17 protein-coding genes and 1 tRNA gene are annotated in these 18,566 nt (G+C 67.3%); 8 read left to right on the top strand and 10 right to left on the bottom strand.

Annotation, left to right across the window (positions count from 1 at the left end):
* Window positions 1–24: 24 nt before the first annotated feature.
* Entirely contained in the window at window positions 25–4,125 is a 4,101-nt protein-coding gene (gene hrpA, locus ACTJI4_RS04225) for an ATP-dependent RNA helicase HrpA (RefSeq protein WP_440868602.1), read from the bottom strand.
* 89 nt (window positions 4,126–4,214) lie between these two features.
* Here hrpA and ACTJI4_RS04220 point away from each other — a divergent pair, with 89 nt between their 5' ends.
* The 6 genes from ACTJI4_RS04220 (at window position 4,215) to ACTJI4_RS04195 (ending at window position 10,470) form a co-directional block, all read left to right on the top strand.
* Window positions 4,215–4,763: a Dps family protein gene (locus ACTJI4_RS04220; RefSeq protein ID WP_440868601.1), complete on the top strand. Its 549-nt coding sequence runs from the start codon at window positions 4,215–4,217 to the stop codon at window positions 4,761–4,763.
* Between the two features lie 79 nt (window positions 4,764–4,842).
* Window positions 4,843–6,645, top strand: coding sequence for a DNA helicase RecQ (gene recQ / locus ACTJI4_RS04215; protein ID WP_392920789.1), 1,803 nt, complete (start codon window positions 4,843–4,845; stop codon window positions 6,643–6,645).
* 92 nt (window positions 6,646–6,737) lie between these two features.
* Window positions 6,738–7,121 (top strand): CopL family metal-binding regulatory protein, encoded by a 384-nt coding sequence (locus ACTJI4_RS04210; RefSeq protein ID WP_392920792.1) that lies wholly within the window; start codon window positions 6,738–6,740, stop codon window positions 7,119–7,121.
* A 102-nt stretch (window positions 7,122–7,223) separates the two neighbouring features.
* Window positions 7,224–8,999: a copper resistance system multicopper oxidase gene (locus tag ACTJI4_RS04205; RefSeq protein WP_440868600.1), complete on the top strand. Its 1,776-nt coding sequence runs from the start codon at window positions 7,224–7,226 to the stop codon at window positions 8,997–8,999.
* A complete protein-coding gene (locus tag ACTJI4_RS04200) occupies window positions 8,996–9,958 on the top strand; it encodes a copper resistance protein B (RefSeq protein WP_440868599.1) in 963 nt (320 codons plus the stop codon). Before ACTJI4_RS04205 ends, ACTJI4_RS04200 begins: the two co-directional genes overlap by 4 nt.
* Window positions 9,958–10,470, top strand: coding sequence for an N-acetyltransferase family protein (locus ACTJI4_RS04195; RefSeq protein WP_440868598.1), 513 nt, complete (start codon window positions 9,958–9,960; stop codon window positions 10,468–10,470). The genes ACTJI4_RS04200 and ACTJI4_RS04195 overlap by 1 nt, the downstream gene beginning before the upstream one ends.
* Before the next feature lie 30 nt (window positions 10,471–10,500).
* Here ACTJI4_RS04195 and ACTJI4_RS04190 read toward each other — a convergent pair whose 3' ends face one another.
* Window positions 10,501–10,803, bottom strand: coding sequence for a zf-TFIIB domain-containing protein (locus ACTJI4_RS04190; RefSeq protein ID WP_440868597.1), 303 nt, complete (start codon window positions 10,801–10,803; stop codon window positions 10,501–10,503).
* A gap of 162 nt (window positions 10,804–10,965) precedes the next feature.
* On the opposite strand from ACTJI4_RS04190, the gene ACTJI4_RS04185 reads away from it, so the two are divergent.
* Both ACTJI4_RS04185 and ACTJI4_RS04180 read left to right on the top strand, forming a co-directional pair.
* Window positions 10,966–11,367: a response regulator gene (locus tag ACTJI4_RS04185; RefSeq protein WP_392920807.1), complete on the top strand. Its 402-nt coding sequence runs from the start codon at window positions 10,966–10,968 to the stop codon at window positions 11,365–11,367.
* A 105-nt stretch (window positions 11,368–11,472) separates the two neighbouring features.
* Window positions 11,473–12,135: a DUF3011 domain-containing protein gene (locus ACTJI4_RS04180; protein ID WP_440868596.1), complete on the top strand. Its 663-nt coding sequence runs from the start codon at window positions 11,473–11,475 to the stop codon at window positions 12,133–12,135.
* Window positions 12,136–12,176: 41 nt separating this feature from the next.
* Here ACTJI4_RS04180 and ACTJI4_RS04175 read toward each other — a convergent pair whose 3' ends face one another.
* From ACTJI4_RS04175 to tolB, 8 genes are all read right to left on the bottom strand, one after another.
* Window positions 12,177–12,857, bottom strand: a complete 681-nt coding sequence (locus tag ACTJI4_RS04175) for an MliC family protein (RefSeq protein ID WP_440868595.1) — start codon at window positions 12,855–12,857, stop codon at window positions 12,177–12,179.
* A 72-nt stretch (window positions 12,858–12,929) separates the two neighbouring features.
* Window positions 12,930–13,820 carry an NAD-dependent epimerase/dehydratase family protein gene (locus ACTJI4_RS04170; protein ID WP_440868594.1) on the bottom strand — a complete coding sequence of 297 codons (891 nt, stop codon included), beginning with the start codon at window positions 13,818–13,820 and terminating at the stop codon, window positions 12,930–12,932.
* A gap of 175 nt (window positions 13,821–13,995) precedes the next feature.
* Window positions 13,996–14,071, bottom strand: a tRNA-Lys gene (locus tag ACTJI4_RS04165).
* A 71-nt stretch (window positions 14,072–14,142) separates the two neighbouring features.
* Window positions 14,143–14,808, bottom strand: a complete 666-nt coding sequence (gene queC / locus ACTJI4_RS04160) for a 7-cyano-7-deazaguanine synthase QueC (RefSeq protein ID WP_307106504.1) — start codon at window positions 14,806–14,808, stop codon at window positions 14,143–14,145.
* Between the two features lie 75 nt (window positions 14,809–14,883).
* Window positions 14,884–15,579 (bottom strand): 7-carboxy-7-deazaguanine synthase QueE, encoded by a 696-nt coding sequence (gene queE, locus ACTJI4_RS04155; protein WP_440868593.1) that lies wholly within the window; start codon window positions 15,577–15,579, stop codon window positions 14,884–14,886.
* A 149-nt stretch (window positions 15,580–15,728) separates the two neighbouring features.
* Window positions 15,729–16,547 carry a tol-pal system protein YbgF gene (gene ybgF, locus ACTJI4_RS04150; RefSeq protein WP_440868592.1) on the bottom strand — a complete coding sequence of 273 codons (819 nt, stop codon included), beginning with the start codon at window positions 16,545–16,547 and terminating at the stop codon, window positions 15,729–15,731.
* A 3-nt stretch (window positions 16,548–16,550) separates the two neighbouring features.
* Window positions 16,551–17,066: a peptidoglycan-associated lipoprotein Pal gene (pal, locus tag ACTJI4_RS04145; protein WP_392920828.1), complete on the bottom strand. Its 516-nt coding sequence runs from the start codon at window positions 17,064–17,066 to the stop codon at window positions 16,551–16,553.
* A 65-nt stretch (window positions 17,067–17,131) separates the two neighbouring features.
* A complete protein-coding gene (gene tolB / locus ACTJI4_RS04140) occupies window positions 17,132–18,454 on the bottom strand; it encodes a Tol-Pal system beta propeller repeat protein TolB (RefSeq protein ID WP_392920831.1) in 1,323 nt (440 codons plus the stop codon).
* Window positions 18,455–18,566 lie beyond the last annotated feature (112 nt).

Genomic DNA, 18,566 nt, shown 5'->3' with positions numbered 1-18,566 from the left:
GCTGCCGCGCGGGGCGCTGCCGCGTCACGCCTGACGCAGCGCGGCCACCCGCTGGGCCAGTTTCTTGGCCGAAATGCCGCTCCTGGCACCCAGTTCCTGCGCAAACAGCGACACCCGAAGTTCTTCCAGGTCCCAGCGCAAGGCCTGCCACTGTGGGCGGTCGCGCAGGCCACGTGCCTGCGCCTCTTCCAGCGCGTCCAGGAACGGACGCAGCTCCAGCATCCGGGCCTGGTCGCGGGAAGGATCACGCTTGGCGCGCTCGCTGCGCAGGATCATCGCGCGCAGGTAGCGCGGATACTGCGCCAGTGCATCGGCCGGTGTTTCGCGCAGGAACCCGGGGTGGACCAGCGCCGCCAGCTGCTGCTCCAGGTCATCCAGGTTGCCGCGCGCCCAACCCATGAGTGGGGCTTCCAGCAACGGCTTGAGCTCGGCTACATGCGCCAGGATGTTCTCTGCCAGCTTCAGCCGCGCCATCGCCTCGCCAAACAACTCCCGGCCGGCGGCATCGCGCCGCCTGGCGAAGGCAGCCGGGTCGCGGATCTCGCCCAGGCCTTCGGCCAGCACCGCGTTCATGGCCGCGTCGACCAGGTCGCCGCGCAGGCGCTCCTGCGATTCGATCGAGGCATACAGCAGGCCGGTCTTGGGCGGCACCGGCAGCTGCTTGCGCGCCTGCTTTGCCTTGTCGGCCAGCGCGATGTCCATGAGGCGGCGGACGCCCCGCGGGTGCTGTTCCAGCGCTTCGTTGCGGTCGGCGAAGATACGCAGTGAGGCGGATTCGCCGGCATCGACCAGCGCCGGATACGCCGGCACGCCGGCTTCACCGGGCACCTGCGTCGGAATCGGAGCAGCCGGGAAATCGCGCAGCCCTTCAGCCGCCAGCGCGCGACCAGCGCGTGCGGCGAACGCATCGCCGGCCTGCTCGCCGAAGCGCGCGCGCAGCGCCTCCAGGTCGCGCGAGGCGGCCAGCAGCTTGCCCTGCGCATCGTGCAGGCGCAGGTTCATGCGCAGGTGCGCGTCCAGCGCGCTTTCATCAAAATCGATGGCCGCCACCTGCGCGCCGGTGGCGCGCGACAGGAACCGGGCCAGCTCTCCACGCAGGTCGTCGGCGCTGGGAACCGGGAAGGCCTCGGCGAAGGCACGCCCGAAGTCCGGCGCAGGCACGTAGTTGCGGCGCATGGCCTTGGGCAGGCTGCGGATCAGCGCGGAGGCCTTGTCCGCCACGAAGCCCGGCGCGAGCCATGAAAGACGTGCCGGGTCCAGCGCATTGAGCAGATGCAACGGCACATCCAGACTGACGCCATCGTCCTCGCTGCCTGGTTCGAAGCGGTAGTGCAGCGCCAGCCGCGCATCGCCCAGCGGCAGGTACTTGGGATAGCGCTCGGCATCGCTGCCCTCGCCCGGCAGCAGGTCGGCCAGCGTCCATGCCAGCGCGCGCCGCTTGTCTGGAGCCAGCGCCTTCCACCAGGCATCCAGCCCGGTGGCCGAATGGATGTCGGCCGGTATCCGGTCCAGGTACCAGCGTGCCTGCCAGCCCTCGTCGGCCACGATGCCGGCGCGGCGCAGCTTGGCTTCTTCTTCGCGGGCCTGCTCCAGCACCTTGAGGTTGTCGGCGATGACGCTGGCGCGGGTGTTGATCTCGCCGGTGACCAGCGCCTGGCGCACGAAGATGTCGTGCGCCTCGCCCGGGGCGATGCGGCCGTAGTGCACCGGCTTCTTCGGTGCCAGCACCAGCCCGAACAGGCTGATCTGCTCCAAGGCCAGCACCTGGCCCTGCGCACGCGACCAGTGCGGATCAAAGTGCTTGCGCAGCAGCAGGTGCGGCAGTTCGGCGATCACCCAGTCCGGCTCGATCGCCGCATTGGTCAGGCCCCACACCTTCTGGGTATCCAGCAGGGTGGCCGCCAGCAGCCACGGCGGCGGCCGCTTGGCCATGACCGAACCGGGGAACGGCAGGAAACGGCGTTGCCGCGGGGCCAGGAAATCGCCCTTGTCGCTGCGGTGGCCGATCTGGGTCGGCAGGCCGGCGATCAGCGCGCGATGCAGGGTCTGGTAGGCCGCGGCACGCGCGCGCTCGCTGAAGGCACTGCGGGCCTCGTCGGTCGCTGCCGGGACGGCCGCAGGCGCAGTGGCGGCCGGCGTTTCGGTCTTGCCCTCGCGGGCCAGGCGGGCGGCGCGGTGCTGCTGGCCACGGGTGGCCTTGGCCTTCTCGGCATCATCGCGAACGGGCGCGGGCGCCGACGAACCGGCCAGCAACGGGGCCATTGCACTGTCCGCGGGCTCTTCGCTCCAGCCCAGCTCTTCGCACAGCACCCGCAGCTGGCGGTGCAGCTCGCGCCATTCGCGCATGCGCAGGAAGCCCAGGAAGTGGCGGTCGCACCAGCCGCGCAGCTTGGATTGGGTCAGGTCTTCGTGGGCCTGGCGGTAGCCTTCCCACAGCCGCAGCACGCCGACGAATTCAGAACGTCCGTCGGCAAACAGCGCGTGTGCGTTGTCCGCGGCGGCGCGCGCTTCGGGCGGGCGTTCGCGCGGATCCTGGATGCCCAGGAACGAGGCGATCACCAGCATCGGGCGCAGGCAGCCCTGCGCCTGCGCGGCGACCAGCATGCGGGCCAGCTTCACATCCACCGGCAGGCGCGCCATCTGGCGGCCGATCGGGGTGAGCCGGCGGTCGTTGTCGACCGCGCCCAGCTCGCCCAGCTGCTGCCAGCCATCGGCAATGGCGCGCTCGTCGGGAGCTTCCAGGAACGGGAAATCCTCGATCCGGCCCAGCCCCAGCTGCAGCATGCGCAGGATCACCCCGGACAGGCTGGAACGGCGGATTTCCGGGTCGGTGAATTCGGCGCGCGACTGGAAATCCGCCTCCGCATACAGCCGGTAGCAGATGCCTGCAGAGACGCGCCCGCAACGGCCCTTGCGCTGGTTGGCACTGGCCTGCGAAATCGGCTCGATATGCAGCCGGTCCAGCTTCTGGCGCGGGCTGTAGCGCTTGACCCGGGCCAGGCCCGGATCGATCACATAACGGATGCGTGGCACCGTGAGCGAGGTTTCGGCCACATTGGTGGCCAGCACGATGCGGCGCTTGCTTCCCGGGTTGAACACCGCGTCCTGGTCCTTCACCGACAGCCGCGCGTACAGCGGCAGCACTTCGGTTTCGCGGTACCTGCGCCGTTCCAGCGCCTGGTGCGCGTCGCGGATCTCGCGTTCGCCCGGGAAGAACAGCAGGATGTCGCCACGCGGGTCGAGCCGGGTGATCTCATCCACGGCAGCCACCACGGCATCGTTGACGGTGCGTTCGCCATCGCGGCCGCCGTCCTCGTCGGCACCGCCCTCGCCTTCCAGCGGGCGGTAGCGCACTTCCACCGGGAAGGTGCGGCCTTCCACGCTGATCACCGGCGCATCGCCGAAGTGCTGGGCGAAGCGGGAGGTATCGATGGTCGCCGAGGTGACGATCAGCTTCAGGTCCGGCCGCTTGCGCAGCAGCTGCTTGAGATACCCGAGCAGGAAATCGATGTTGAGGCTGCGTTCGTGGGCCTCGTCAACGATGATCGTGTCGTACTGCGACAGCCAGCGGTCGCTGCTGATCTCGGCCAGCAGGATGCCGTCGGTCATGAACTTGATGCGGGTATCGTCCCCGACCCGGTCGGTGAAGCGCACCTGATAGCCGACCAGGGTACCCAGCTCGGAGTGCAGTTCCTGCGCCACGCGGGTGGCTACCGCACGTGCGGCGATCCGCCGCGGCTGGGTACAGCCGATCATCCCGGCCACGCCACTCCCGGCCGCCAGGCACAGTTTAGGCAGCTGGGTGGTCTTGCCCGATCCGGTTTCGCCGGCGATGACCACCACCTGGTGTTCGCGGATCAGCGCGGTGATGCGTTCGGCTTCACGCGCGATCGGCAGGCTGTCGTCCAGACTGACCGACGGCTGGTTGCGCGCCCGCGCCTGGCGCCTCTGCACCGATGCCTCCAAGGCCTGCTGGAATGCCGCCGCCACGCCCGCATCGGCCGGTCTGGCCCGCCAGCGCGAGAGCATGCCGAGCAGACGACCGCGATCACGGCTCATGGCCCCGTCGATGGCGGCCTGCTGCGACGACAGGGACGAAGCTTCGGGTTTTTTGATAGCGGTCATCAATCGAATCGTTTTGAACTTATGAGTGCAACTGAAGGTTAGTCTGACTTATTGTGAAGGCCATCCCATCCAACACGAGGATTTCCCCCATGGCGAAGACCAAGACCCCGGCCAAACCCAAGGCCGCCAACCAGAAGCTGGCAGCGTCAGCACCGTCTGCCCCGAATATTGATATCGGGATCAAGGAAACGGATCGCAAGAAGATCGCCGATGGCCTGTCGGCGTTCCAGGCGGACGCGTTCACGCTCTACCTGAAGACCCACAATTTCCACTGGAACGTGACGGGTTCGATGTTCAACTCGCTGCACCTGATGTTCGAAACCCAGTACACCGAGCAGTGGGCCGCGCTGGACGACGTGGCCGAACGTATCCGCGCGCTGGGCTTCAATGCCCCGGGCTCCTACCGCGAATTCGCCGCCCTGACCTCGATCGCCGAGGAACCGGGCCTGACCGACAGCGCCGACTGGCGTGAAATGGTACGCCAGTTGGTGGCTGCCAACGAGGCCGTGTGTCGTACCGCCCGCAAGGTGCTGGACGTGGCCGCCGGTGCCGACGACGCTCCGACCGAGGACCTGATGACCCAGCGCCTGCAGACCCACGAAAAGTACGCCTGGATGCTCCGCTCGCTCCTGCAGTAACGCCCGGCCCCGTTCCCCCGATGCTCCGTCGGGGGAATTCCGGACGGGGAACGCCCGCCGGAACCGGTAAACTAGCGCGATGTCTTCCCGCCCCGCGCACGAACTGCTGCACCGCATCTTTGGTTACGACGATTTCCGCGGTCCGCAGCAGGCGATCGTCGAGCATGTCGCGGCCGGCAATGACGCGCTTGTGCTGATGCCCACCGGCGGCGGCAAGTCGCTGTGCTACCAGGTGCCTTCCCTGCTGCGTGAGGGCACCGGCATCGTCATCTCGCCGCTGATCGCGCTCATGCAGGACCAGGTGGAAGCCCTGCGCCAGCTCGGCGTGCGCGCCGAATACCTGAATTCGACCCTGGACGGCGAAACCGCAGCCCGGGTAGAGCGCGAACTGGCTGCCGGCGAGCTGGAACTGCTGTACGTGGCGCCCGAGCGGCTGCTGACCGGCCGTTTCCTGTCCCTGCTGGCGCGCAGCCGCATTGCATTGTTCGCCATTGACGAAGCCCATTGCGTGTCGCAGTGGGGCCACGATTTCCGACCTGAATACCGCCAGCTCACCGTCCTGCACGAGCGCTGGCCGGATGTGCCGCGCATCGCGCTGACCGCCACCGCCGACCCGCCGACCCAGCGCGAGATCGCCGAGCGGCTGGACCTGACCAATGCCCAGCACTTCGTCAGCTCTTTCGACCGCCCCAACATCCGCTACACCGTGGTCCAGAAGGACAACGCCAAGCGCCAGCTGCTGGATTTCCTGCGCGGCCACCGCGATGAAGCGGGCATCGTGTACTGCATGTCGCGGCGCAAGGTCGAGGAGACCGCCGAATTCCTGTGCAGGGAGGGCATGAACGCCCTGCCCTATCACGCCGGCCTGCCGGCCGAGGTGCGCGCGGCCAACCAGCGCCGCTTCCTGCGCGAAGACGGCATCGTAATGTGCGCCACCATCGCCTTCGGCATGGGCATCGACAAGCCCGACGTGCGTTTCGTCGCCCACACCGACCTGCCCAAGTCGATGGAAGGCTACTACCAGGAAACCGGCCGTGCCGGCCGCGACAGCGAGCCGGCCGAGGCCTGGCTCTGCTACGGCCTGGGCGATGTGGTACTGCTGAAGCAGATGATCGAGCAATCCGAAGCGGGCGAAGAGCGCAAGGCGCTGGAACGTTCCAAGCTGGACCACCTGCTGGGCTACTGCGAATCCATGCAGTGCCGCCGACAGGTGCTGTTGGCCGGCTTCGGTGAAACCTATCCGCAGCCGTGCGGCAACTGCGACAACTGCCTGCAGCCGCCCGATGCCTGGGATGCCAGCGTGGCCGCCCAGAAGGCGCTGAGCTGTGTGTACCGCAGCGGGCAGCGGTTCGGCGTGGGCCACCTGATCGACATCCTGCGTGGCGGCGAGAACGACAAGATCCGCCAGTTCGGACATACCGAACTGAGCACCTACGGCATCGGCAAGGATCTCGACGCACGCACCTGGCGCAGCGTGTTCCGCCAACTGGTCGCCGCCGGCCTGCTGGAGGTGGACAGCGACGCCTACGGCGGTCTGCGCCTGACCGATGGCAGCCGCCAGGTCCTCAAGGGCGAGCGCAAGGTCATGATGCGCCGCGAAAGCGCCAGGACCCGCGAACGCGAGCGCGGCGGCCAGCGCACCGGCCTGTCGGTGCTGCCGCAGGACCTGGCCCTGTTCAACGCCCTGCGCGGCCTGCGCGCCGAGCTGGCGCGCGAGCAGAACGTACCGGCCTTCGTGATCTTCCACGACAGCACCCTGCGCAATATCGCCGAACAGCGCCCTACCAGCATCGACGCGCTGGGCCGAGTGGGCGGGATCGGTGGCACCAAGCTGTCCCGCTATGGCGAGCGGCTGGTCGAAATCGTCCGCGAAGAAGGCTGATGCGCGCGGCCCCAGCCGGACCCACGTCCAGAGTTGAATCCCCCGTTCAGGCACGGGTGCGCGCTGTGCAATTTGGCGCTAAGGTGGCGCCCATGTCCGCCGGTGGCCTGCTCCTGCGAGTGGTATTGATGCTCAGCCTGTTGCTCAACGGGCTGAACGCGGCCATGGCCGGCCCCATGGTGCTGGCCATGGCCACGCCCACCGCCGCAGAGGACGCGTCCGCACCGCCCTGCCATGGCCAGGACCATGCCGCCCTGCACAGCACCCCGGCCCAGACACCGGCCCCGGCGCCGGACGACGGCGAGCACTGCAGGATCAAGGACTGCCTGCGCAGCTGCGCCCAGCAGCCCAGCCTGACCGCCCAGATCGCCTGGCTTCCGATACCCCCACCGCCGTCGCCGGTGCTGCTGCACGCGGCGCAGCCGTCCCTGCCCAGCCCGCCGCTGGACCGCATCACCCGCCCTCCCATCGCCTGAGCGCGCGTTCACCACGAACGCCTGCGTAACCGCGATGCCGTGCTGATGCACGCGCGTCCTGCCGGCACCTGCGCGTGCCCTCGGATCCGATTCGGAGTTGCAATGTCACACCCCTCTTTCCCCGGCGCGGGCGCCCCGCCCGTACCGTCGCGACGCCGGTTTGTGCAGGGCCTGGCCGCTGGCGGCGTGGTTGCCGGCCTGGCCGGTGCCGTACCCGCGCGTGCCCTGGCCAGCGCCGGTCCGCGCGTGGCCACCGCCCCCCAGGTGCTCAGCGGCCAGCAGTTCCAGCTGAGCATCGGCGAATCGCAGGCCAACTTCACCGGCCGCACCCGTCCGGCGATCACCGTCAACGGCAGCCTGCCCGCACCGATCCTGCGCTGGCGCGAGGGCGACACCGTCAACGTGCGCGTGGCCAACGCCCTGCAGGGCCACCCCACCTCCATCCACTGGCACGGCATCCTGCTGCCGGCCAACATGGACGGCGTGCCCGGCCTGAGCTTCAACGGCATCGCCCCGGGCGAGGCCTACCAGTACCGGTTCACCCTCAAGCAGTCCGGCACCTACTGGTATCACAGCCACTCCATGTTCCAGGAACAGGCCGGGCTGTACGGCGCGCTGATCATCGATCCGCTGCGGCCGGCCCCCTACCGGTTCGACCGCGAACACGTGATCCTGCTCTCGGACTGGACCGACATGGACCCCGGTGCACTGTTCCGGCGCATGAAGAAGCTGGCCGAGCACGATAACTACTACAAGCGCACGCTGCCCGATTTCCTGCGCGACGTGCGCCGCGATGGCTGGAGCGCGGCCACCGCCGACCGCGGCATGTGGGGCCGGATGCGGATGACCCCCACCGACATTTCCGACATCAACGCCCACACTTACACCTACCTGCTCAACGGCACCGCACCGGCCGGCAACTGGACCGGTTTGTTCCGCAGCGGCGAAAAGGTGCTGCTGCGTTTCATCAACGGCGGTTCAATGACCTACTTCGACGTGCGCATTCCCGGCCTGAAGATGACCGTGGTCGCCGCCGACGGTCAGTACATCCACCCGGTGAGCATCGACGAATTCCGCATCGCGCCGGCCGAAACCTTCGACGTGATCGTCGAACCGAGCGGCCAGGATGCCTTCACCATCTTCTGCCAGGACATGGGCCGTACCGGCTACGCCGCCGGCACCCTGGCCGTGCGCCACGGGCTGCAGGCGCCGATTCCCACCCGTGACCCGCGCCCGCTGCTGACCATGAGCGACATGGGGCATGACATGGGTGCCATGGGCCACGACATGAAAGGCATGGAAGGCGGCTGCGGCGCCCACATGGGCCACGCTGGCCATGGCGGTGGCGAAAAGGCCCCGCGCCACGCACCGAGCGAGAACGGCAACCCGCTGGTCGACATGCAGAGCTCGGCCACGGAGCCCAAGCTCGACGACCCCGGCATCGGCCTGCGCGACAACGGCCGCCAGGTGCTCACCTATGGCGCAATGCGCAGCCTGTTCGAGGATCCCGACGGGCGCGAGCCGTCGCGCGAGGTCGAGCTTCACCTCACCGGGCACATGGAGAAATTCAGCTGGTCCTTTGATGGCATTCCGTTTGCCAGCGCCGAACCGCTGCGCCTGAACTACGGTGAGCGCATGCGCATCGTGCTGGTCAACGACACGATGATGCAGCACCCCATCCACCTGCACGGGGTGTGGAGTGACCTGGAAAACGCCGACGGCGAATTCCACCTGCGCAAGCACACCATCGACATGCCACCCGGCACCCGCCGCAGCTACCGCGTGCGCGCCGATGCACTGGGCCGCTGGGCCTACCACTGCCACCTGCTTTACCACATGGAAGCAGGGATGATGCGCGAAGTGAGGATCGAAGAATGAAGGCACTCACTGTTGCGCTTCTGACCGCCATGGCCACACCGGCCTGGGCCCAGTCGCATGGGCACACCGATGCAGCCCCGGCGGCTGCACCGGCAGCGGTCGACCATTCGAAAATGGACCACTCGAAAATGGACCATTCAACGATGGACCATTCGACCATGGACCACGGCGGCAGCGACCACGCGCAGATGGATCACTCGACGATGGATCACGCCGCCATGGGCCATGGCACCGCGCCCAGCGAACCGCGTGAGCCTATCCCGCCGGTCACCGACGCTGACCGTACGGCCGCCTTCCCGCCCATCAACCATGATGCGATGGAACACGCGCCCGACGTCCACAGCCTGCTGCTGATCAACCGGCTGGAACACTGGGATGGCAAGCACGGGACCGGCCAGGCCTGGGAAGCCAGCGGCTGGGTCGGCGGCAACATCAACCGCCTGTGGCTGCGCAGCGAAGGCGAACGCAGCGGCGGGCGCACCGAATCGTCCGATCTCGAAGTGCTGTACGGGCGCAGCGTGTCGCCATGGTGGGACGTGCTCGTGGGCGTGAAGCAGGACTTCCGCCCGGCGGAATCGCGCACCTGGGCCGCGTTCGGCATCCAGGGCCTGGCCCCGTACAAGTTCGAAACCTCGGCGACGGCGTATGTCGGCGAAGGCGGACAGGTGGCGGCCACGATGGAGGTCGAGTACGAGCTGCTGCTCACCAACCGCCTGATCCTGCAGCCACTGGTGGAGGCCACGCTCGCCGCCAAGGACGAACCCGAGCACGGCATGGGGACGGGCCTGAACAAGGTCGAGGCTGGCTTGCGCCTGCGCTACGAGTTCAGCCGCCGCTTCGCGCCGTACATCGGCATCAGCCATGAGCGCCTGTTCGGCGACACGGCCGACTACCACCAGGCGGCGGGCGAGCACACCCGCGACACCCGCTGGGTGGCCGGCGTGCGGGTCTGGTTCTGATGGCACTGCAGATCCGACGTGCAACGCCTGCCGATGCCGAGCTGCTCTCCGCCGTGGCCATTGCCACGTACACAGAGACCTTTGGCGACTCGTATCCGCCGCAGGACCTGCATGAATTCCTCGAGGCGCACTACGCTCCCGCACCCCAGCTTCGCGAGCTTGAAGACCCGCTCAGTGCCGCATGGCTGCTCTTCGATGGACGGCAGGCGATCGGCTATCTCGCCGCAGGGCCGAACAGCCTGCCCCATGCACTGGCGACGGAAGGCGATATCGAACTGAAGCGGCTGTATGTGCAGACCAGCCATCAGGGCGGCGGGCACGGTGCACGGTTGATGGACGCGTTCCTGGACTGGCTGGACCAGCCCCGGCGCCGCACCCTGTGGGTGGGCGTCTGGTCGGAGAACTTTGGCGCGCAGCGCTTCTACGCGCGCTACGGCTGTGTGCAGGTGGGCAGCTATGAATTCCCGGTGGGCGAAAGCCGCGACCTGGAATTCATCCTGCGCCGGCCCTGAGCAGGGCCGGCGCACGGACCGTGCGGGCGATCAGAAATCGAACAGGTCCGACAGGAAACTTTCCTTCTTCTTCTTGCGGTAGCCCTGCCCATCGCCGTAATGCTGCTGGCCCAGGTGGCGGGTGTCACGGTGCTGCACCTGCTGATGGACCTGCTGCGTCGGCGGAGGCTGCGGCACCGGGGCGGGCGCAGCGGCACCGGCCGAACGCTCGATGATCTTGTCCAGCTCACCGCGGTCCAGCCACACGCCCCGGCACTGCGGGCAGTAATCGATTTCGATGCCCTGGCGCTCGGACATCACCAGCGCCTGGGTCGTACATACGGGGCATTGCATCGATTTGGCTCCATTCGGGGTCAGGCTCTGACTGTACCGTGACCGACCTGAGCGGCGCACAACAGCCCAACGCCTGGCTGACGTTTTTTGCACGATCCCCTCACCCGCCGCTGCCCATACTGCCGCGCCTTTCCACCCAAACCCTGCAGGGGAACCCGCGTCATGCTGTTGTCCAAGCGCCATGTGACACCGCGCGTGCTGTTGATTGAAGACACCGAAGACACCCGTGAACTGAGCCGCATGGCGCTGGAAAGCCAGGCCTGCGACGTGGCCGCCGTCAGCTCGGCAGAAGCCGCCCTGGGCCTGTTGCAGGCCGGCGAGCGCTTCGACCTCGTATTCACCGACGTCTGCCTGGGCGGGCTGAGCGGCATTGAAGCCGCCCACCGCATCCGCCAGCACCAACCGAGCCTGCCGGTACTGGTCACTTCCGGCCTGCAGCCGGAACGGGTGACCCCCCAGCTGGCCCCCGGCATCCACTTCCTGCCCAAGCCGTATTCGATGAGCGAGCTGCTGGATGCCATCCGCGCCTGTTTCGGCGACGAGGATGTGGATCGCGCGGCCTGAGGCCCCCGCGTAAGGGGCGCGCTGGCCACGCCCCGCTTTCATCAGGATTTCATCAACCCCTGCGCATCGTTCGGCACGTGAACCTCCCTTGCCGGACTCCTGATCATGCAGACCCGATTGCTGCTTGGCACTCCCCTGTTGCTGCTGGCCTCGCTCACCGACGTGCGCGCTGACGACTTCGTTACCTGCGAAAGCCGCGACAACCGCTACCAGTCCTGTGCGTTGCCCTACGCCGCCTATGTCACGCTGGACCGAAAGCTGTCCGGCGCTGATTGCCGCCAAGGGCGCAGCTGGGATTACGACCGCCGCAATGTGTGGGTGGACGATGGCTGCCGCGCCTCGTTCCGGGTGCGCGGCGATGACCGGCACCATGACCGCGATGACGACAACCACGATGCGAAGGTGGCTGCCGGCGTATTGGTTGGTGCGGCAATTTTGGGCGCGCTGGTCCACAACGCCAACAAGCAGGACGAGCGCTACGACGATGGCAACTACCAGGGCGCGCGCCATAGCTCGTACGTGCCGAACTGGATGGTCGGTGAGTTCGAGGGCTACAACCCGATGTACAACACCGACATCCGCATGCGCATCGAAGCCGATGGCCGGATGTCCGCCCAAGCCAGCGGACAGAATCTGTCCGGCTGGGTCAATGGTGGACAGCTCAACGTGGGCAACAGCGTGTTCGACATCAACCAGAGCCGCGACGGATTCGTCACCACCGAAGTGGGCGACCGCCAGAACGAAGTGCGCTACCGCCGCGTGCGCTGAGCGGCGAGGCGGTGCCGGCCTGTGCCGGCACCCGCTTCAGTTTACCTGCCCGCCACCTTGCAGCTCAGGCGCGTGCCGTAGAACTCCAGCGTGGCCTCGCCCTGGTGCTCCCAGAACTCCACGCCCTCGCGGGTGTAGCGGCTGCCGCTGGCTGAGGGCGCGGCAAACGCGATGGCCTGGTCGCGGCCCAGCCGGATCACCGCCGCCTGCGGGTCAAACTCATTGTGGAACACCACCGAGAGCGGCTTGCTGGCGTCGTCGCACTGGTATTGGGTTGCCGCCGGTCCCGGCCCATTGGCCGCGGCCAGGCGCAGCTCGACGATGCGGGTCTGGTACGACTCAAGCAGGCAACGGTTGGCGTCCACCGCCTGCCAGCAGGCATCGCGGCCCTTGATCCAACCGCGCTGTTCAGCAGCCACGTCCAGCTCGCCCGGCCCGGTCTGCGCCGCCTTGTACAACCCGGCCAGCTCGCGATCCAATGCCGACAGCCGCGCGTCGCCGCAGACGGTCTTCTCTGCATCCGAGCCGGCCTTGGCGCAGTCGAACGACGGGCCCTCGGAACCCGCCGCAGGCAGCGCCGCTGGTACGGGCGCCGGCTTCGGCGATCTGGACGCGGCTTCGCTCGTGGCAGGCGCGGTGGGTGCAGCCGTCGGATCAGTCGGCGTGGGTTTGCAGGCCACAAGCGCGAGTGCGCCCAGGCCGATCAGGACAAAACGGTTCATGGCACCTCCACAGCGCCGTTACTCAACCGACATAGTCTGCGCCACGCCACGCTCAGGCGGCGTGTACATGGCCTATTCAATGGTGCAGTCTTCGACGCGGACGGTATCGGGCAACACCTCGATGCTACCCACCGCCAGCTGCTCCAGGATCGTTTCCGGCCCACGCCAGCTGCGCCACTGCAACCCGACACTGGCAGCGCGCGCGTCATGGATTCGATCCACCACCGGCAGTGTCCAGCCGCGACGGTCGTACTCGGCCAGCCATTGCGGGCAGCGCTGGGCCAGGACGTCACGCGGACGCTTCACCAGCGCCTCGCAATCCTCCCGCTGGAACGGTGTCCAGCCGCTCACCAGATAGCGCTGGAACGCCGGGCCGCCGTTGGTCAGCGCGGCCACATGCGCATCTGCCACATCACGGACATCGATCCCCCGATGCAGCCGGTACAACAGCATGCGTTCCGGCGGCTCCGGAAAGCAGCGCGACATCCGGATCACGCGCACATCCAGGTCGGGTCCTGCGGCCTCTTCCAGCCACTGTTCGGCGGCCAGCTTGGACCGGTGGTACACGGTGCGGGCCTGGGGCGTGGTCTGTTCGTCCACCCAGGTACAGCGCCCCGGTACGATGGCGTGTCCGTACAGCGCAGTGGTACTGGTGAACACCAGCCGCCGCACTCCTGCTTCGCGCGCCAGCATTGCCAGCGTGCGGGTGCCTTCCACGTTGATGCGCTGGAATTCGCTGTCGCTGAAAAGGCCCACGTGCGGCGCGTGCAACGCAGCGGCATGGATGACCGCGTCCACGCCCTGCAGCGCCCTGGCGAGCACCCGGGTATCGGTGAAATCGGCCACGTGACGCGTGGTCGCAAACGGACTGCGGTCAATGCCCACCACATCGTGGCGGGCGGCCAGGGCGCCAAAGATGGCGCGACCAACCCGGCCTGAACTTCCTGTCAGGAGAATCTTCACTGGAGAGCACATGTCAGCGCCCGGGAGCTACCGGGATCGATGGATTGTATCCACCGGAAACACGCTCTGGCATACAACGAGTATGACACCGGTGGCGAGTGCTGCGCGTTGTGACCGACGTCTTCGCCAGAAACAAAAGAGGCGCCCATCGGGCGCCTTTAGTTATCTGATGCAGTGGTGGGCCGTGATGGATTCGAACCATCGACCAAAAGATTAAAAGTCTTCTGCTCTACCGACTGAGCTAACGGCCCATTGCATGCCCCGACTTCGCGCCGGGGGTGCGCATTCTAACCCATCTTGCGCCGCAGGCGTACCCCGGCGATCAGGCGTAGCGGGTCGGGTCGGCCACGCCGGCGTCGGCGAAGCCCTGCGCGCGCAGGCGGCAGGCATCGCAGTGGCCGCATGCCGCGCCGCTGTCGTCGGCGTTGTAGCAGGACACGGTCAGGCCGAAATCCACGCCCAAGCGCACGCCTTCACGCACGATGTCGGCCTTGCTCAGGAACTGCAGCGGTGCATGTACCTGGATGCCCGCCCCTTCCACGCCGGCCTTGGTGGCCAGGTTGGCCAGGGTCTGGAAGGCGCTGATGAACTCGGGGCGGCAGTCCGGGTAGCCGGAATAGTCCACCGCGTTGACACCACAGAAGATGTCGTTGGCGCCCAGCACTTCGGCCCAGCCCAGCGCGACTGACAGCATGATGGTGTTGCGTGCCGGCACGTAGGTGACCGGGATGCCCTCGCCGCCCGCTTCGGGCACGTCGATGTCGTCGGTCAGCGCCGAGCCGCCGATGCTGCGCAGGTCCACGTTGACGGTCTTGTGCGCGACCACGCCCAGCGCCTTGGCCACGGCGGCGGCGGCGGCCAGTTCGGAGGTGTGGCGCTGGCCGTAACGCACGCTCAGGGCATGCACGGCGAAGCCCTGCTCGCGGGCCATGGCGACGACGGCGGCGGAATCCATGCCGCCGGACAGGAGGACAACTGCGTTCTTCATGAGGGTGTTTCCGGTGGGTTGCGGGAAAGCCAGCACGCTGTCCCGCGCCGGTACATCAAGGGGCAACGAACGGGCTCAGCGGCCCGGTTCGTCGTCCCAGAGAATTTTGTGCAGCTGCATCTGGAAGCGCACCGGGAGGCGGTCTTCGACGATCCAGTCGGCCAGCTCGCGCGGGCTGACCTGGCCCTTGCTGGGCGAGAACAGCACCATGGAGCGTTCGTTCAAGCGGTGCTCGCGCACCATCGCGCGCGCCCAGTCGTAGTCTTCGCGGCTGCACAGCACGAACTTGATCTGGTCACGGCGGGTCAGCAGCGGCAGGTTTTCCAGGCGGTTGCGGGCCATTTCGCCGGAACCGGGGGTCTTGAGGTCGACCACGCGCGACACGCGCGGGTCCACGCCGCTGACATCCAGTGCGCCGGAGGTTTCCAGCGAGACGTCCACGCCGGCGTCGCAGAGCTTCTCCAGCAGCACCAGGCAGCGCTTCTGCGCCAGCGGCTCGCCACCGGTCACGCACACGTGGTGGACGCCCTGGGCCAGCACTTCGCGCACGATCTCGTCGATGTCCCACCAGGTGCCGCCGTGAAAGGCGTAGGCGGTGTCGCAGTAGGTGCAGCGCAGCGGGCAGCCGGTCAGGCGCACGAACACGGTCGGCCAGCCGGCTGCATCGGCTTCGCCCTGCAGGGAGGTGAAGATCTCGGTGATCTTCAGCCGTGGCAGGGGCGACTGCACGATCTCGCTGGGGAGCGCGGCGGCGGACTGGGGGGTGGTCATTGTGGGCGTCTGGGGAATGCGGTTACGGAAACGAGAGCAGCCAGGCAGGGCCTGGCTCTACGAAGGCCGCGCGGACGTTCAGCCGCACGGGTGCACCGGGTTGGCCGGCGCGCAACAGATGATTATACCGGCCTTGGCCGGTCGGGGCCTCAGCGGATCTGCTGGCCGAGGCGGATGGCCTGCAGACGGTCCTGCGCGGTGCGCGCGGCGTCGGAGCCGGGATAGGTGTTGACGACCTGCTCCAGGGTGGCCTGGGCTTCCTCGATCCTGCCTTCGCCGTACTGGGAAAGGCCGATCTTCAACAGGCCACCAGAGGCCTTGTCGTGGGTTGGGTAACGCGCGATGAGGTCGCGGAACTGCGCCTCGGCGAGCGGGAAATTGCGGGTGGCGTAGTAGCTTTCACCCAGCCAGTACAGCGCGTTGGGGGTGTAGACGCCATTGGGGTAGAGCTCGAGAAAGCTCAGGAACAGCTGGGCCGAGTCGTCGTACTTGCCGGCCTTGAGCGAATCAAAAGCCACGTTGTACGCGGTGCGCTCGTCGCCGCTGGCAGCAAGGCTGCCCGGGTCACCATGCACGGAGGGCGGCCGCTCGGTGGCGGCCGCTGCCGGTACGGCGGGCTTCGGGGCGACGGCCGGTGCATTCGTGGCCGGAGCGGCCGGAAGGATCGGGGCCGAGCCACCTTCGATACGGTTCAGACGCCCGTCCAGGTCCAGGTACTGGTCCTGCGAGGTCTGCTTGAGCTGGGCGTTTTCGTTCTGGAGCTGCTCAACCGTGCTCTGCAGCTGCTGGATCTGCTGCCGAAGCTGGTTGACCTGGTTCAACAGGTCCTGGTTGGAACTGTTGTTGTAGGCCTGCTGCTCAAGCGCGCCAACGCGGTCGGCCAGGCTCTGCCGCTGGGCCTGCGCCGGTGCGGCAGCCAAGAAGGCTGCCGCAACGACCAGCATCAGGTTTTTGATGCCGATGCGCATGGATTACTGCGCGGTGTAGACGATTTCGACGCGACGGTTCTGCGACCAGCAGGACTCGGCCGATTCGGTGCAGACCGGACGCTCTTCACCGTAGGACACGACGGTGATCTGGCTGGCCGAACCACCGTTGGCCTGCAGCGCCGAGGACACGGCGTTGGCACGACGCTCACCCAGGGCCTGGTTGTAGGCGCGCGAACCGCGCTCGTCGGTGTGACCCTGCAGGGTCATGCGCGACGACGGACGGTCACGCAGGTACTTGGCGTGGCACGCCATCTGGGCCTGGAATTCCGGCTTGATTGCGTCCTGGTCCAGGTCGAAGTACACAACGCGCTGGCGCAGGCAGGCATCGGTGTCCAGGTCGCCCGGGCCGTACAGGCCGGAGGTCGACGGGCCGGTCGGCTGCGAGGTGCTGCCGGTGTCAACCGGAGCAGCCGGCTGTTCCTTGACCTTCTTCGAGCAACCGGCCAGAGCGGCCACGGACAGCAGGGAGACAAGCAAAACGCGGGTGGTCTTGTTCATGTAGTTACCTTTGAGGCTCCTAAAGCCGGATGTAGGGATGAATACGTGCGGATCTTAACACTCTGTTAGCGCTTTGTACGGTATGGCGACCAAGAAGGCTCGCGAACATCACCGTCGGCCAGGACCAGCCGCTGGCGCACGCGCGCATCAGCCGACACGGCATACAACACGCCACGACCACCCTCGCGGGCGGCGTACAGCACCATGCTTGCGTTGGGCGCAAACGTGGGGGACTCATCCAGCGAGCCCGGCGACAGCGTGCTCCAGCGCGGGGACCCCAGGCTGCTGTCCATCATCGCGATCTTGTAGGTATTGCCGCTGCCCTGCGCCACGACCAGCTTCTTGCCGTCGTAGGACATGCTCGGGGTGGCGTTGTAGTTGCCCTGGAAAGTCACGCGCGAGGCGCTGCCACCGCTCGAGGACACCTGGTAGATCTGCGGGCGGCCGCCACGGTCGGAGGTGAAGTAGACGCTGGAACCGTCTGCGCTCCAGGTCGGCTCGGTGTCGATGGCGAAGTGGTTCGTGAGCTGGGTCAGCTGCTTGCTGCCCAGGTCCATCACGTAGATTTCCGGGTTGCCGCTGCGCGACAGCGACAGGGCCAGTCGGCGGCCATCAGGCGAGAACGACGGGGCGCTGTTGATGCCGCGGAAGCTGGTCACCAGCTCACGGGCGCCGGTGGCGATGTTCTGGATGTAGATCGCCGAATTGCCACGTTCGAAGCTCACATAGGCCAAGCGGTTGCCGTCCGGGCTCCACGAAGGCGACAGCAGCGGCTCGGCCGAACGCACGATGGTCTGCGGATTGAAACCGTCCGAATCAGCCACCATCAGCGCGTAGCGCATGGCATCGCCCTTGCCGCTGGCGGTGACGTAGGCGATGCGGGTCCAGAAGGCGCCGCGCACACCGGTGATCTTTTCGTAGATGGCGTCGGCCATCTGGTGGGCAACGTCGCGCATGGCATTGCCACGGGCGGTCATCGCCAGGCCCAGCAGGCGCTCGCCCTTGGGCACGTCATACAGCTCGTACTCGACGCGGTAGGCGCCGGCACCGGCGTCCATGACCCGGCCGACCACGATGTAGTTCTGCTTCAGCGCGCGCCAGGTGGCGAACTGGATCTCACCGCCACGGGTCGGCTTTTCGACGATCTGCGCTTCGGGGAGGGTGCGGAACTGGCCCGAACGCTCCAGGTCGGCGCGGACCACCTGCGCCACGTCGGTCTGCGGGGCAGCGGTTGAGCCCTGGTAGGGCATGGGCACCACGGTGATGGGCAACGCGGAGGCGTTACCGCCGATGATGTCGATGTCCAGGCCCCTCTGCTGCGCGGCGGCGGCGAAAGGCAGGAACAACAAAGCCGCGAACACGGCAAACCAGCGAGGCATCTTCTTCATGGGCGCTCTATAGGGGGAAAACCAGAACGAGGGATAACAGCAGTGCGGTGAACGGTTTCGCAATCATGAACCAACCGGGTGTGAAATCCGAGTGGTCGTGGCCGCGGAAATC

It is taken from the genome of Stenotrophomonas sp. 22385 (assembly GCF_052045085.1).
In the GTDB taxonomy this organism is placed as follows: domain Bacteria; phylum Pseudomonadota; class Gammaproteobacteria; order Xanthomonadales; family Xanthomonadaceae; genus Stenotrophomonas.
The sequence above is the reverse complement of the archived record's forward strand: the minus strand, read 5'-3'. Positions and strand labels throughout refer to the sequence as shown.